This is a genomic window from Bradyrhizobium sp. Ses1 (genome assembly GCF_059512365.1).
In genome coordinates, this window is sequence record NZ_JCAMOQ010000029.1 from 64,045 (window position 1) to 78,955 (window position 14,911).

The window sequence follows — 14,911 nt, forward strand, 5'->3', positions numbered from 1 at the left end:
GATTTGCCTCGTCGGGGCGCAGGAAAAGCCACCCTTTAATATAGAATATAGGCCGTATCGCCGCGAAGCAATCAGCCGTCCTTGGAAGAGATGTAGACGGCAAATCTTGCCGCCGGGCAAAAAGCGAACCGCCGGGCCATTGTTCCAAATCCCGCATCCTCCTCGTAAACCACTGTAATGTATGGATATTCTTTCGCAGACTTGCTGGCCCGCTCCTTGCTGATGGGGAACTGAATTCCATCCTGAGGGTCGGTTGTGGTCAAGGTCGCGCAAGAAGCATTGGCAGGCATGTCGTTTCAGGCCAATTCGCCGAGGTCGGCGCGACCGGATTCCGGCCCCGCGCCCGGAAATGACAGTTTTGCCGCACTGGTCGACAGCAACACGGCGGCCCGCAACGAGCGCCCCGACGACAGTTCCCGTGCGCCGCCTGCATCGGCGCGCCGGAACGATGATCCTGCTCCGGCGGCGGACTCGAGGTCGCGCGATGACGGCGCCGGCCCTGACCGCTCTGAGCGGAACGATGTCGGTGCGCGCAACGACATCGGCTCCAGCACCCGGGCCGACAAAGCCGATCAGCCTGATTCGAAACCCGACACGCCAAAGTCCGATTCGGCAAAGTCGTCGAAGCCGAAGGACGATGTCCCAGCCAAGGACGATGCCAAGAATGGTGACAAGGATGGTGATGAGTCCAAGCAGGACGACGGCACCGCTGCAACCACGGTGATAACAGCGACGGTTTCCGCAGTCGTCGGGAGCCCCGCGAATGCAGCGCCCGCAACACCGCCGGTAGCGGACCCGGCCGCCGCTCCGCTCGCGACGGCAGCCGCGGCCATCGCGGCTGTGGCCTCGGTCGCCGCTACAACTCCCGCAGCGGCCGACGCGGCCAAGACCGATGCCCAGGCCGAAGCTCAGGCGGACGCCAAAGCCGTAACCGCCGTTTCCGTTGGCGCGGAGGCAGTTGGCGACACCGCGACCGGCATCGCACTGTCTGCAGCCGCCGCCCCCTCGCCGACGCCGCAGGCGAAGGCCACAGCCCAGTCAAAGCCGACGCTGACCGCGAAGGACGCCATCCCCACGTCCGGCGCACAAGACAGCGCGACAGACTCCGCGCCGGCCGAAACACCGACTGGCCTTGTCCCGGATATCGCCCCGCCAGAAGCAGCCGCCGGCAAGCAGAAAGCCGAGCACGCCTTTGCTGACGCGGTGAAAGCGGACGCCTCAGGCAATTCCGCGCAGACGCCGTCCGCGCACGCGGCAAGCCATGTGGAGTCGGGCGCAGCGAACACCGCGCAAACGCTGGCCGCCGCATCCGACAACGCTGCGCAGGCGGCCGCCATGATCCAGCCGCAGATGCCATCCACGCCCACAACGCCGGCGGCCAATTCGCAACTGACCGTGACCGCGGCAACAACCCATGGCAATGCGGTGCCGGTCAGCGGCCTCGCACTGGAGATCGCGGCCTCGGCCAAGAGTGGCAAGAGCCGCTTCGAAATCCGGCTCGATCCGCCCGAGCTCGGGCGCATCGATGTGCGCATCCATGTCGACAACCATGGTCAGGTGACATCGCATCTGACCGTCGAGCGGCCGGAAACGCTGCAGATGTTGCGCCAGGACGCCAACCAACTGCAGCGCGCGCTCGACAATGCCGGCCTCTCGACCGGCAACAGCGGGCTGCAGTTCAGCCTGCGCGACCAATCGTCGTCGGGGCAGAACGGCGGCCACCAGTCCAATCCCAATGCACATCGCCTGATCGTCAGCGAAGAAGACAGCGTGCCGGCGACCGTCGCCGGTCGCAGCTATGGCCGCATGCTCGGCGCGAGCGGCGGCGTCGATATTAGAGTCTAGAGGAGCGCACCATGGCAACCGACGTATCCATGCCGTCGCCGGTCGTATCGGCACCCGGGACCGGGACGGCCTCGGGCAATAACACCGCGTCGACCCAGACGAAGGGCATTGCCGACAACTTCCAGACCTTCCTGACGCTGCTGACGACGCAACTGCAGAATCAGAACCCGCTCGATCCGCTCGACACCAACCAGTTCACGGCGCAACTCGTGCAGTTCGCCGGCGTCGAGCAGCAGCTCAAGATGAACGACCAGTTGAGCTCGATCGTCGCCCTGGAGAAGAGCGCGCAGTCGACGCAGGCGCTGATCTATGTCGGCAATACCGTCGCGGTCGACGGCAGCAAGGCCAATTTCAACGGCTCAGCGACCTGGAACATCAATTCGCCGAAGGAGAGCAGCGCCACCATCACGATCACCGATTCGACCGGCCAAACCGCCTATTCCGGCAATTTTTCGCTGAAGACGGGCGGCTCCAGTTTCGTCTGGGATGGCAAGGGCAATGACGGCACGCAATGGCCGCCGGGCAGCTACACGCTCACCGCAACCGGCAAGGACGCCTCCGGCAACAACGTCGCGATCTCGACCGAAGTCCAGGGCATTGTCGATTCCGTCGACCTGACCGCCACCCCGCCACTGCTCTCGATCGGTGGCCAGACCTATACAACCGACCAGATCAAGCGGGTGATCCGCCCGAGCACTGGCGGCAAGGATTCTGATGCAGGCTCCGGCGATGGGTCGGGATCGACCTAGAGCTATTCGGTTCTGATGAATCAGAACCGAATAGCTCTAGATTCTTTGTTTGACGGGTTTTCTTCGCGCGAACCGGTACCCACTTCGCTCGAAAATGCTCTAATCCGCCGCGATGGCGGCAATGAAAAGCGCGCAGGCCGCGGTGGAGGCGATCGTCCGCACGTGATTCCAGAAGGTCCATTCCTTGAGATACCGCATCCATAGGGAGGCCGCCTCAGTGCTCGCCGGATCGGCCGCAGCCAGCGCATTGTTGAGGGGAACGTTGAAGATCATCGTCACGACGAACATGCCGACGACGTAGAGCACCCCGCCGGCGAGCATCGCCGCCGCGCCCGGCTCGCCCAGGCGGAAGACCGCAAGGGCGGCGAGGATCGCGCTTACCAGCGTCGTGCCGAGGAAGAGCGGCATGAACGGAGAGCGGACGATGTCGACATTGATGGCATTCATGGCCGCGATGGCGGATGCCCGCTCGATGCGGCCGAGCGCCCTCATCACGAAGGTCGAGAACGCAAAATAGAGCCCAGCAAGCAGGCCACAGCCGATCGCCGCGAACCAGAGGAGGATCGGCACTACAATCTCGCCCACGGGCGACCTCGCTTCCGCTGGGTTGTGATTCGGACCCCACCAGGCGCCCGTCGGCTCCGGCCGGGGCCGCTTTCCCACACTGGGACAGGTGCCGGGGCGGAGCCACCCTACCGGCATTTCCAACGATTCGTATTGCAGGATTGCGCTTAGGCAAATTTTAAGCCGACACGCGTAGTTTGGCAGAGTGAGTTCAGTGGTCGAGAGTTTGTGAGTACGCCATGACAGAACCCCATCGCCCGAGGGTGAAATACGTCATCGGGCCCGACGGCAGTCCGCTAACCATTGCCGACTTGCCTGCGCCCGGTACAAAACGGTGGGTCATTCGCCGGAAGGCTGAAGTTGTTGCCGCGGTGCGCGGCGGTCTGCTTTCCCTGGAGGAAGCCTGCAGCCGCTACACGCTGACGGTCGACGAATTCCTTTCCTGGCAATTTTCCATCGATCAGCACGGGCTGGCCGGGCTGCGCACCACCCGGATCCAGCAATATCGACAATAAGCCCTCGAAACCAATCGAATTTGATGAAAACCGGCCTCGCTTTGCGAAGCCGGTTTTTTTCATGTCCTACTTTCTGCCGCGGTTCTTAACCGTCGTTAACCGGATGGAAACCATACCCTAGGCAATAATTGCCCAGTCGGACCCTCCGAGGGCCGAATCCCTGGGGGCGGTTGGTGCAAAGTCTGGTTGCTTTCCTGAAGGGCCTGGGCGCGGCCCGGTTGGCGGCGATGGTGGCGGTCACCGCCGCGCTCATCGGCTTCTTCGCGTTCGTCATCTTGCGCGTCACCACGCCGCAACTGACGACCCTGTTCACCGATTTGAGCATCGAGGACTCCTCCGCGATCGTCAAGGAGCTCGAGCGGCAGGCGATCCCGTTCGAGCTGCGCAATGACGGCGCCGTCATCATGGTGCCAAAGGACAAGGTCATGCGGCTGCGCATGAAGCTCGCCGAGGGCGGCATGCCCAAGGGCGGCGGCGTCGGCTACGAGATCTTCGACAAGTCGGACGCGCTCGGCACCACGAGCTTCGTCCAGAACATCAACCATTTGCGCGCCCTGGAAGGCGAGCTCGCCCGCACCATCCGCGCCATCGACCGTATCCAGGCCGCGCGCGTGCACCTGGTGCTGCCGGAGCGGCCGCTGTTCTCGCGCGAGACGCCGGAGCCGTCCGCTTCCATCGTGGTGCGGGTGCGCGGCACCCTCGAGCCGCAGCAGATCCGCGCCATCCGCCACGTGGTCGCTTCCGCCGTCAACGGGCTGAAGCCGCAGCGGGTGTCGATCGTCGACGAGGCCGGCCAATTGCTCGCCGACGGCGCCACCAGCGATGCCGACAACGCCGTCGGCGACGAGCGCCGCGCTGCCTTCGAGAAACGGATGCGCAAGCAGGTCGAGGACATCGTGTCCTCCGTGGTCGGCCAGGGTCGCGCCCGCGTCCAGCTCTCGGCCGATTTCGACTACAACAAGATCACCCAGACCTCCGACAAGTTCGATCCCGAAGGGCGCGTGCTGCGCTCGAGCCAGACCCGGGAGGAATCGAGCCTCTCCGCCGACAATAGCGGCCAGGTCACGGTCAACAACGAGCTGCCCGGCAACCAGAATCAGGACAATGCCGCGCGCGCCCGCGACCAGAGCAAGAAGAGCGAGGAGACCAACAATTACGAGATCTCCCGCACCACCAAGACCGAGGTGACCGAAGCCGGCCGCGTCAACCGCATCTCGGTCGCCGTCCTCGTCGACGGCAGCTATGCCAAGAACGAAAAGGGCGAGATGGTCTACCAGGACCGCCCCAAGGAGCAGCTCGACCGCATCGCCGCCCTGGTGCGCTCGGCGATCGGTTTCGACCAGAAGCGCGGCGATCAGGTCGAGGTCGTCAACCTGCGCTTTGCCGAAGCGCCCTCGGTGGCCCCGCTCAACGAGCCCACCGGCTTCCTCGGCATGCTGCAGTTCACCAAGGACGACGTGATGTATGTGATCGAGCTCGGCGTGATGATGCTGCTCGGCCTGGTCGTGCTGTTCATGGTGATCCGCCCGCTGGTCAAGCGCATCCTGGCCAACGAGGTCGTACCCGGCCGCGCCGAGGCCTCGGTGCCCGCACTGGCCGACGCCAGCGCGCAGGCCGGCAGCGAAGGCGGACAGGGCCAGGCGCTCCTGACCGGCGGCGGCGCCGCGCACATGATCGACGTCGCCCAGATCCAGGGCCAGGTCCATGCCCAGGCCGTGAACCGCGTGGGCGAACTCGCCGAACGCAATCCGAACGAAACCGTCTCCATTGTTCGCCAATGGCTGACCGAGCCTGCCGAGACCTGAGATGGCCAGCGTCCCGCAAACCGCAAACGCCAACGACATCACGAGCGTCATCTCGACCCTGTCGAGCCGTCAGGGCGACCGTCCGAAGAGCAAGCCGATCTCCGGCCCGAAGCGCGCGGCGATCCTGATGCTGGCGCTCGGCGAGAAATACGGCGGCAAGGTCTGGTCGCTGCTCGACGATGACGAGGTGCGCGAGCTATCGATGGCGATGTCGACGCTCGGCACCGTGGAAGCCGACGTGGTCGAGGACCTCTTGCTCGAATTCGTCTCGCGGATGTCGGCCTCCGGCGCGCTGATGGGCAATTTCGACGCCACCGAGCGGCTGCTGCAGCAATATCTGCCGGCCGACCGCGTCAGCGGCATCATGGACGAGATCCGCGGGCCCGCGGGCCGTAACATGTGGGAGAAGCTCTCCAACGTCCAGGAAGAGGTGCTCGCCAACTACCTCAAGAACGAATATCCGCAGACCATCGCCGTGGTGCTGTCGAAGCTGAAGTCCGAGCACGCGGCGCGCGTGCTGGCGATCCTGCCCGAGGATATCGCTCTCGATGTCGTCGGCCGCATGCTGCGGATGGAGGCTGTGCAGAAGGAAGTAATCGAGCGCGTCGAGCAGACGCTGCGCACCGAATTCATGTCCAACCTGTCGCAGACCCGCCGCCGCGACGCCCATGAGGTGATGGCCGAGATCTTCAACAATTTCGACCGCCAGACCGAAACGCGCTTCATCACCTCGCTGGAAGAGGAAAACCGCGAATCCGCCGAACGCATCAAGGCGCTGATGTTCACCTTCGACGACCTGGTCAAGCTCGATTCAGGCTCGGCCCAGACGTTGATGCGCCATGTCGACAAGGAGAAGCTTGGCATCGCGCTGAAGAGCGCCAATGAGGAGGTCCGCAACTTCTTCCTCGGCAACATGTCCTCGCGCGCCGGCAAGATGCTGATGGATGACATGGCGGCGATGGGACCGGTACGCCTGCGCGACGTCGACGAGGCGCAGGCGCTGCTCGTCAATCTCGCCAAGGACCTCGCCGCCAAGGGCGAGATCATGCTGACCAAGAACCGTGCCGACGACGAACTGGTGTACTGATGGCCGCGCCCGCAAAATTCCTGTTCGATACCGACTTCTCGGTCCCCGCCAAGTCGCGCGAGCGCGCCGCAACCGCCGCCGAGATCGCCCAGAAGGTCGCGGAAGCCGAAGCGCGCGCCTATCGCAACGGCTACGATGCCGCCCAGCACGAAGCGAAGGTGGAGAGCGACCGCCGCGCCGCGCTCGCGCTGGAAGAGATCGGGCTTGCGATCAAGACCATCGCGTCGCGCTTTTCCGGCATCGAGGCGCGGATGGAGACCGAAGCCGTCGACGTCGCGGTCTCGGTCGCGCGCAAATTGTGCGGCGAAATGATCGCGCGCGAACCGCTTGGCGAGATCACGGCGCTGGTGTCCGACTGCTTCTCGCATCTGGTCTCGACACCTCACATCGTGGTCCGCATCAATGATGCGCTATACGAGGGCGCGCGCGATAAGATCGAGCGGCTGGCCGCGCAGAGCGGCTTTCAGGGTCGCCTCGTGATCCTGGCCGAGCCGACCATTGCGATCGGCGACTGCCGGATCGAATGGGCCGACGGCGGCATCGTGCTGGAACGCGCGACGATCGACGCCAAGATCAACGAACTTGTCGGACGCTACATGGCGTCCCGTGACCAACGGCCATGAGGATTGAGCCAAAGGATCGACGATGAGTGACACCGACACACATGTCCCGCTCCCCGACCTCAACTCGGCGGACGCGCCAAGGGACGACGATGTGGGCTATAACGAGGACGAACATGCTTCGCGCATCGCCTCCGACCTCGAAGCCGTCTTCGACGTGCCGGTGCAGGTCTCGGCCGTGCTCGGCCGCTCCAAGATGGATGTCGGCCAGCTCCTGAAGCTCGGCCCCGGCACCGTGCTCGAGCTCGACCGCCGGGTCGGCGAGGCCATCGATATCTATGTCAACAACCGCCTGGTGGCGCGCGGCGAAGTGGTGCTGGTCGAGGACAAGCTCGGCGTGACCATGACCGAAATCATCAAGGCAGAGCGTAGCTAGCCTTTAACCGATAGACGCGCGACGGACGCGCGGGAGACAGGAGACACTCATGCGGCTTCTCATCGTCGGCACCCTCAAGGGCCAGCTCACGACCGCCACCAAGATCGCGATGGACAACGGCGCCTCCGTGACGCACGCGGAAGGCAACGAGCAGGCGATGGCGGTGCTCCGCGGCGGCAAGGGCGCCGACCTGCTGCTGGTCGATGTCGGCCTCGACATTCGCGACCTCGTGATGCGCCTGGAAGCCGAGCACATCCACGTGCCGATCGTCGCCTGCGGTATCTCCAATGACGCCCGCGCCGCGGTGGCGGCGATCCGCGCCGGCGCCAAGGAATACATCCCGCTGCCCCCGGAGCCGGAATTGATCGCCGCCGTACTCGCCGCGGTCGCAAATGATTCCCGCGACCTCGTCTACCGCGACGAAGCCATGGGCCGTGTGATCAAGCTGGCGCAGCAGATCGCGGGCTCGGACGCCTCCGTGATGATCACCGGCGAATCCGGGACCGGCAAGGAAGTGCTGGCGCGCTACGTCCATTCCCGCTCGGCGCGCGCCAAACGGCCGTTCATCTCGATCAATTGCGCCGCGATCCCCGAGCATCTGTTGGAATCCGAATTGTTCGGCCACGAGAAGGGCGCGTTCACCGGCGCGATCGCGCGCCGTATCGGCAAGTTCGAGGAAGCCACCGGCGGCACGCTGTTGCTCGATGAAATCTCGGAAATGGACGTGCGGCTGCAATCGAAATTGCTGCGCGCGATCCAAGAGCGCGTGATCGACCGCGTCGGCGGTACCAAGCCGGTCCCGGTCGACATCCGCATCATCGCGACCTCGAACCGCAATCTCGCGGACGCCGTGCGCGCCGGCACCTTCCGCGAGGACCTCTTGTTCCGCCTCAATGTCGTCAACCTGAAGATCCCGCCGCTGCGCGACCGGCCGGCCGACATCCTGGAGTTGGCGCAGCATTTCGCGAAGAAATACGCCGAGGCCAATGGCGTGTCGGCGCGGCCGCTGTCATCCGAGGCACGGCGGGTGCTGACCACGAACCGCTGGCCGGGCAACGTCCGCGAGCTTGAAAACACCATCCACCGCTCCGTGCTGATGGCGCAGGGCGACGAGATCGGCCCCGATGCCATCGTGACTCCGGACGGCGACCGCCTCGACCTCGCCAAGACCGCGCCGGCGGTCGCTCACGCCACCCTCGCCGCCGAGCAGGTGACGCGCGCGCTGGTCGGCCGTACCGTTGCCGACGTCGAGCGCGATCTGATCCTGGAGACGCTGAAGCACTGCCTCGGCAACCGCACCCATGCCGCCAACATCCTCGGCATTTCGATCCGCACGCTGCGCAACAAGCTGAACGAATATGCCGATGGCGGCCTGCCGATCCCGCCCGCGGGATCGGGCACGGCGGACTATCAGCGCCTGGCGACGGCCGGGTAATCGCCACCACCGCCATTGCGAACGCAGCGAAGCAATCCATAGCGCCGCACGCGGAGGCATGGATTGCTTCGTCGCTTCGCTCCTCGCAATGACGCATGGAGCTACGAATAACTCGGCGCGTCCGGCTTGCGGAAGATGTGAATGGGATCACCGGGCGTAAAGTCGCGCCCAGTGAAGGCGACATAGGCATAGAGCGCGAGATAGGCGATCGCGAGCGCACCGATGCCGTAGAAGACCCAGGTTGCAAGACGTTTCATCGAGCCCATGACGCGCTTCGTTCCCTTCCGGCAATAGAAGACTGATGCCTTCTATTGCGCGAGGAGGCAAAACGCCACGGCTGGCGTGTCCGTTCCCAAAAGCGATGACGGCCGTTCTTCCTCGCCCCGTTCTTATGGGAGAGGGTTGGGGTGAGGGGCTGTCTCCGCGAATACGATAGCAGTTGCGCTCGCGGAGGCTCCCCTCACCCGGAATTCCGCTTCAAAGAGAAGTCATCGAGCCTTAACGCAGATGCACGCCGCGTGTGGGTACGCTGACGTCGGCCAGCTTGGCGGCATCCTCGTCCTGGTCGACGGCGACATAGCGCCCCTGCCAATAGGCGAGCGCTCCCGTGCGCGAGGAGACCTGCAGGTCGAGCACGCGCCCGATGACGATTGCGTGCGAATGACGCTCCACGACGTCCTCGACCTCGCAATCGATCGCCGCCAGCGCGCCGACCAGAAGCGGCACGCCGGAGGCGCGCGTCGTCCATTCGGCGCCGGCAAAGCGCTCGGCGCCTTTCAGCCCGCCCTTGCCGGTGAAGCGCTCGGCGATCTCGACCTGGTCCGAACTCAGGATGTTCACGCCGAAAACGCCGTGACGCTTGACCAGCGGCCAGGACGACGCGGCGCGATTGAGACTCACGATCAGCGAGGCCGGCTCGACCGACAACGAGGAGACGGAAGTCACCGTCATCCCGGAGATGTCCTTGCCGCGCCCCGCCGTGATGACGCTGACCCCGCCGGTCAGATGGCGCATGGCGCCGCGAAACTCGTCGGAGGTGACCACGGGATCGATCGCGATGTTGCGGACGGCGGAGTTCATGTGGGCCTCACAGATCGTCGGAAGTGTCTTCGGTGCCTTCCAGGAGATTCTTCAGGATCGCGCCCTCGAGCGCCGCGAGTTCGGCCGAGCCGCGCTCGCGCGGGCGCGCGATGTCGACATTGAAATCGTGTGCGATGCGGCCATTTTCAATGACCAGCACCCGGTCGGCCAGCGCCACCGCTTCCGAGACATCATGCGTCACCAGGATCGCGGTGAAGCCCTGATCGCGCCAGACCCGCTCGAGCAGCCGCTGCATCGAGATCCGGGTCAGCGCATCCAGCGCGCCGAGCGGCTCGTCGAAGGCCAGCACCCGGGGCTGGCTAACCAGCGCGCGGGCCAACGCGACGCGCTGCTTCTGGCCGCCCGAGAGCACCGAAGGCCATTGCCCGCGCTTGTCGCCGAGGCCGACCTCGACCAGCGCCTTCTCGGCGCGCGCCTGCGCATCGGCGGACGATCGCTCGCGCCCGAGGCCGACTTCGACATTCGACAGCACGCGCGCCCATGGCAGGAGCCGCGGCTCCTGGAACATGACGCGGATATCCTCTGGCCGCGCCGGCTCGCCAAAACTGATACTGCCGGCGGTCGGCTTCTCCAGCCCCGCGATCAGCCGCAGCAATGTGCTCTTGCCGCAGCCACTGCGGCCGACGATCGCGACCGACTGGCCGGCCGGAATGTGCAGGTCGATGCCGCGCAGCACCTCATTGTCGCCGAAGGATTTGCGCAAGCCGCGGATGGTCAGCGACAGCCCGCGCGACGGCAGGTCGGGACTACGGCGGAACTGGCGCGCCTCCTCGACAAAATCCTCGCGCGCGACAGCCTCGGTCTCGAGCGGACGAAAACGAAGGACTTCCTGCATTTCTTCCTCAGTTCCTTAGTGTTTCTGGAAGGCCGGATGCCAGGACAGCGTCAGCCGCTCCAGCGCGCGCGAGGCGCTGTCGGCGAGCTTGCCGAGCAGGGCGTAGATCAGGATCGAGAGCACGACGACGTCGATCAGCATGAATTCGCGCGCCTGCATCGCCATGTAGCCGAGCCCCGAGGAGGCCGCGATTGTCTCGGCCACGATCAAGGTCAGCCACATGATGCCGAGGGCAAAACGCAGGCCGACGAAAATCGAGGGCAGCGCGCCGGGGAAGATCACGCGGCGGAACAATTCGCCGTCGGTCATGCCATAGATGCGGCCCATCTCGATCAGTTGCGGATCGACGGTGCGGATGCCGTGCAGCGTATTGAGATAGATCGGGAAGAACACGCCGAGCGCCACCAGGAACAGTTTTGCCGACTCGTCGATCCCGAACCATAGGATGACCAGCGGGATCAGCGCCAGATGCGGGATATTGCGCACCATCTGCAGCGTGGTGTCGGTCAGTTTCGCCGAGAGTTGCGACAGGCCGTTGGCGAGGCCGAAAGCAAAGCCGATGGCGCCGCCGATCAAAAAGCCGATGCTGGCGCGCCAGAAGCTAACCCAGATGTTGCGGATCAACTCACCTGACAACAGCAGTTTCCATCCCGCCAGCGCAACGTCGGTCGGTGCCGGCAGCACCCGCGCGGGCACAAAGCCGGTGACGCAGGCGAGCTGCCAGATGACGATGATGGCGAGCGGCACGATCCAGGGGATCAGGCCGTCAGCCCGCGGCAATTTGGGCGCGCGGACGCGCGGGAGGCTGTCGATGAGGCTCATGATTCCGATACCTGCTTTTGCGGCCGATACTCGTTGCCGATGGTCTCGCCGAACGGTCCGGTGTTGACGCGGATCGGCGTCACGTTGCCGCCATGCTCAAGCGACAGCAGCGGGAACACCAGTTCGGCGAAGCGGTAGGCCTCTTCGAGGTGCGGGTAGCCCGACATGATGAAGGTATCGATGCCGAGGTCCTGATACTCCTTGATCCGCGCAGCCACAGTCTGAGCATCGCCGACCAGCGCAGTGCCCGCGCCGCCGCGCACGAGGCCAACGCCCGCCCACAGGTTCGGGCTGATCTCGAGCTTGTCGCGACGGCCGCCGTGCAATTGCGCCATGCGCTGCTGGCCGACCGAGTCCATGCGCGAGAAGATTTTTTGCGCCGCCGCCACGGTGTCGTCGGTGACGTATTGGATCAATTCGTCGGCGGCCTTCCAGGCTTCCGCATTGGTCTCGCGCACGATCACGTGCAGGCGGATGCCGAAGGAGACCTTGCGGCCGCGCTTATCGGCAACGGCCTTCACGCGCGCGATCTTGTCGGCCACCTGCGCCGGCGGCTCGCCCCAGGTCAGGTACTTGTCGACGGTGTCGACCGCAACGTCGATGCCGGCGTCCGACGAGCCACCGAAATAGAGCGGCGGCCGCGGCGACTGGATCGGCTGGAACAACAGCCGGCCATCCTCGATGCGGATGTGCTTGCCCTCGACATTGACGGTCTTGCCGGCGAGCAGGTCGCTATAGACGTTGAGGAACTCGCGCGTCACCTCGTAGCGCTCGTCATGCGCCAGGAAGATGCCGTCGCCCTTGTTCTCGACGGGGTCGCCGCCGGTGACGACGTTGATCAAGAGCCGTCCGTTCGACAGCCGGTCCAGCGTCGCGGTCATGCGCGCGGCGACGGCGGGCGACTGCAGGCCGGGCCGCACCGCCACCAGGTAACGCAGCCGCTCGGTCTGCGGCGCGACCGCGGAGGCGACCACCCAGGAGTCCTCGCAGCTTCGTCCCGTCGGCAGCAGCACGCCGTAATAGCCGAGTTGGTCGGCCGCCTGCGCGATCTGGCGCAGATAGTTGAAGTTCACCTCGCGTCCGCCGATAGAGGTGCCGAGATAACGGCCATCGCCATGGGTCGGCAGGAACCAGAGGATGTTGGCGTTGAGTTGCTTAGTCACGATCCGGACCTCCGCGCGACGTCTGAAATCTTGATGGGTTTCGGCAACAGGCCGAGGGCAAAGAACGTGTCCGCCACCTGCTGCTGGTCGGCGATCACGGAATCGGTGAGCGGCTTGATGCCGTAGGACTGGCGCTTCAACGCCACCTCGACCACCGGCACCGAAAGGCCGATCGACGGCGCGAGTTGCTCGGCGACCGCGTGGATGTCGCCCTTGGCCCAGTCATCGACCTCGCTCAGTTGCGCGAGCACGAGATCGACGATCTTCGCATCGCTCTCCAGGAATTTCTTCGAGGAGAAATAGAACTGGTAGTTCGAGACGATGCCGGTGCCGTCGGCCAGCGTGCGCGCGCCGGTGGCAGCTTCCGCCGCGGCCTGGAACGGATCCCAGATCACCCAGGCATCGACCGAGCCGCGCTCGAAGGCGGCGCGCGCATCGGCGGGCGCGAGAAACACCGGCTCAATCTCGGAATATTTGACGCCGGCTTTCTCCAGGGCCTTTACCAGGAGATAATGGACGTTGGAGCCCTTGTTGAGCGCGATCTTCTTGCCCTTGAGATCGGCAACCGACTTCAGCGGACTGTCCTTCGGCACCAGGATCGCTTCGCCTTTCGGCGCCGGCGGCTCATAGGCGACATATTGGATGGGCGCGCCAGCGGCCTGCGCGAAGATCGGCGGCGCTTCACCGGTGTTGCCGAAATCGATCGCGCCGACATTGAGCGCCTCGAGCAGCGGCGGTCCGGACGGGAATTCGGTCCACACCAGCTTGTAGCCGACCGCCTTCAGCTTCTCCTCGAGCGTGCCCTTGCTCTTGAGCAGAACCAGCTTGCCGTATTTCTGGAAGCCGATGCGGACGGTTTTCTCCTGCCCGTAGGACGCGCTGACGGCGGCGGCGACAATGCTGACTGAAAGCACCGCACTGGTGATCCAGCGTTGAATGATACGTCGCATGATGACCTCTGCGTGGAAATGAACTCAGCTCTGGGGGTTGCGCCAGACGATGTCGCGGATCGCGATCTGCTTCGGGATCAGGCCGAGCTTGAAGAAGCGGTCGGCAACGCCCTGCTGGGTCGCGACGATGTCGTCGGTGACCGGTCCGATCTTGAACGCGGCGCGATTGGCAGCGACGGTCTGGATGTCGAGCGGAACGCCGGTCACAGCGCTGAGCGATTTGGCCACTTCGTTGCGGTGCGCCTCCGCCCACGTCGCGGTCGATGCGATGACGTCGTTGATCTGCTGCAGGATCGGTCCGTGATTCTTCGAAAAGTCGCGGTTGGCGATGAAGAACGAGTTGGTCTTGGTGATCTCGTAGGAGTTCACCAGGATGCGGCCGTTCTGCTTGGTCTCGGCGATGGCGAAATAGGGATCCCAGACCGCCCAGGCATCGATGCTGCCATTGGCGAATGCCGGGCCCGCGTCCGGCGGCGTCAGATAGACGGGCGTGATATCGTTGTAGGTGAGGCCGGCCTTTTCCAGCGTCTGCACCACGATGTTGTGCGCGCTGGAACCCTTGGTGAAGCCGATGCGCCTGCCCTTGAGATCGGCAATTGTGCGGATGGCCGAGTTCTGCGGCACCAATATCCCTTGGCCGTTGGTGATCGGCTGGCCGGCGGCATAAACGATCGCCGCGCCGGCAGCTTGCGCAAATACCGGTGGCGAGTCGCCGACCGCACCGTAGTCGATGCTACCGACATTCATCGCTTCCATCATCGGCGGGCCCGAGGAAAACTCGACCCATTTCACCTCGATGCCGGCCGACTTGAAATGATTTTCCAAGGTTGCGCGCTGCCGCGCGATAACCAGCACGCCGGTTTTCTGGTAGCCGACACGAATTTCCTTTAGCGCCGCCTCGGCCTGCGCGCGCAAGGGCAAAGCAGCGACGGCGGCAGAGCCGAGCGACAGTGTTAGGAACTCGCGACGCTTCACTACCAAATTCTCCTGACGATCGAGCGCGTTATCCGCGCGCCATCATGCGGCGTCAGGGAATGATGGGGG

The 14,911-nt window shown here is 64.7% G+C and carries 17 protein-coding genes; 8 read left to right on the top strand and 9 right to left on the bottom strand.

Annotation, left to right across the window (positions count from 1 at the left end):
• Nucleotides 1-71: 71 nt before the first annotated feature.
• Entirely contained in the window at nucleotides 72-290 is a 219-nt protein-coding gene (locus AC5ZG5_RS28115) for a hypothetical protein (protein ID WP_456644836.1), read from the bottom strand.
• Here AC5ZG5_RS28115 and AC5ZG5_RS28120 point away from each other — a divergent pair.
• Nucleotides 289-1,845 (top strand): flagellar hook-length control protein FliK, encoded by a 1,557-nt coding sequence (locus AC5ZG5_RS28120; protein WP_456644835.1) that lies wholly within the window; start codon nucleotides 289-291, stop codon nucleotides 1,843-1,845. The two genes, AC5ZG5_RS28115 and AC5ZG5_RS28120, sit on opposite strands and share 2 nt — an antisense overlap.
• A gap of 11 nt (nucleotides 1,846-1,856) precedes the next feature.
• A complete protein-coding gene (locus AC5ZG5_RS28125; RefSeq protein ID WP_130225196.1) occupies nucleotides 1,857-2,594 on the top strand; it encodes a flagellar hook assembly protein FlgD in 738 nt (245 codons plus the stop codon).
• A gap of 99 nt (nucleotides 2,595-2,693) precedes the next feature.
• Here the strand turns inward: AC5ZG5_RS28125 and AC5ZG5_RS28130 are convergent, their stop codons facing one another.
• Nucleotides 2,694-3,179, bottom strand: coding sequence for an anthrone oxygenase family protein (locus AC5ZG5_RS28130; protein WP_456644834.1), 486 nt, complete (start codon nucleotides 3,177-3,179; stop codon nucleotides 2,694-2,696).
• A 218-nt stretch (nucleotides 3,180-3,397) separates the two neighbouring features.
• Here AC5ZG5_RS28130 and sciP point away from each other — a divergent pair, with 218 nt between their 5' ends.
• The 6 genes from sciP (at nucleotide 3,398) to flbD (ending at nucleotide 8,996) form a co-directional block, all read left to right on the top strand.
• The gene (sciP, locus tag AC5ZG5_RS28135; protein WP_002714638.1) at nucleotides 3,398-3,673 is read left to right on the top strand and encodes a CtrA inhibitor SciP; all 276 of its coding nucleotides are present in this window, start codon (nucleotides 3,398-3,400) and stop codon (nucleotides 3,671-3,673) included.
• A gap of 173 nt (nucleotides 3,674-3,846) precedes the next feature.
• A complete protein-coding gene (fliF, locus tag AC5ZG5_RS28140; protein ID WP_456644833.1) occupies nucleotides 3,847-5,478 on the top strand; it encodes a flagellar basal-body MS-ring/collar protein FliF in 1,632 nt (543 codons plus the stop codon).
• A gap of 1 nt (nucleotide 5,479) precedes the next feature.
• Entirely contained in the window at nucleotides 5,480-6,565 is a 1,086-nt protein-coding gene (gene fliG, locus AC5ZG5_RS28145; RefSeq protein ID WP_028165359.1) for a flagellar motor switch protein FliG, read from the top strand.
• Complete coding sequence (locus AC5ZG5_RS28150; RefSeq protein WP_130226000.1) at nucleotides 6,565-7,188, top strand: FliH/SctL family protein; 624 nt, start codon at nucleotides 6,565-6,567, stop codon at nucleotides 7,186-7,188. The genes fliG and AC5ZG5_RS28150 overlap by 1 nt, the downstream gene beginning before the upstream one ends.
• Before the next feature lie 22 nt (nucleotides 7,189-7,210).
• Nucleotides 7,211-7,561: a flagellar motor switch protein FliN gene (gene fliN, locus AC5ZG5_RS28155; protein WP_028165361.1), complete on the top strand. Its 351-nt coding sequence runs from the start codon at nucleotides 7,211-7,213 to the stop codon at nucleotides 7,559-7,561.
• A gap of 49 nt (nucleotides 7,562-7,610) precedes the next feature.
• Nucleotides 7,611-8,996, top strand: a complete 1,386-nt coding sequence (gene flbD, locus AC5ZG5_RS28160) for a sigma-54-dependent transcriptional regulator FlbD (RefSeq protein ID WP_028165362.1) — start codon at nucleotides 7,611-7,613, stop codon at nucleotides 8,994-8,996.
• Between the two features lie 101 nt (nucleotides 8,997-9,097).
• Here flbD and AC5ZG5_RS28165 read toward each other — a convergent pair whose 3' ends face one another.
• The 7 genes from AC5ZG5_RS28165 to AC5ZG5_RS28195 all read right to left on the bottom strand — a co-directional run bounded on the left by AC5ZG5_RS28165 (nucleotide 9,098) and on the right by AC5ZG5_RS28195 (nucleotide 14,842).
• Entirely contained in the window at nucleotides 9,098-9,262 is a 165-nt protein-coding gene (locus AC5ZG5_RS28165) for a hypothetical protein (protein WP_165435215.1), read from the bottom strand.
• A gap of 232 nt (nucleotides 9,263-9,494) precedes the next feature.
• Nucleotides 9,495-10,076 (bottom strand): flavin reductase family protein, encoded by a 582-nt coding sequence (locus AC5ZG5_RS28170; RefSeq protein WP_028165364.1) that lies wholly within the window; start codon nucleotides 10,074-10,076, stop codon nucleotides 9,495-9,497.
• 7 nt (nucleotides 10,077-10,083) lie between these two features.
• A complete protein-coding gene (locus AC5ZG5_RS28175) occupies nucleotides 10,084-10,932 on the bottom strand; it encodes an ATP-binding cassette domain-containing protein (protein ID WP_456644832.1) in 849 nt (282 codons plus the stop codon).
• 15 nt (nucleotides 10,933-10,947) lie between these two features.
• Nucleotides 10,948-11,754, bottom strand: coding sequence for an ABC transporter permease subunit (locus tag AC5ZG5_RS28180; RefSeq protein WP_028165366.1), 807 nt, complete (start codon nucleotides 11,752-11,754; stop codon nucleotides 10,948-10,950).
• A complete protein-coding gene (gene ssuD, locus AC5ZG5_RS28185) occupies nucleotides 11,751-12,917 on the bottom strand; it encodes an FMNH2-dependent alkanesulfonate monooxygenase (RefSeq protein WP_456644831.1) in 1,167 nt (388 codons plus the stop codon). The genes AC5ZG5_RS28180 and ssuD overlap by 4 nt, the downstream gene beginning before the upstream one ends.
• A complete protein-coding gene (locus AC5ZG5_RS28190; protein WP_456644830.1) occupies nucleotides 12,914-13,867 on the bottom strand; it encodes a sulfonate ABC transporter substrate-binding protein in 954 nt (317 codons plus the stop codon). The genes ssuD and AC5ZG5_RS28190 overlap by 4 nt, the downstream gene beginning before the upstream one ends.
• 24 nt (nucleotides 13,868-13,891) lie before the next feature.
• Entirely contained in the window at nucleotides 13,892-14,842 is a 951-nt protein-coding gene (locus tag AC5ZG5_RS28195) for an aliphatic sulfonate ABC transporter substrate-binding protein (protein ID WP_456644829.1), read from the bottom strand.
• Nucleotides 14,843-14,911: the final 69 nt, after the last annotated feature.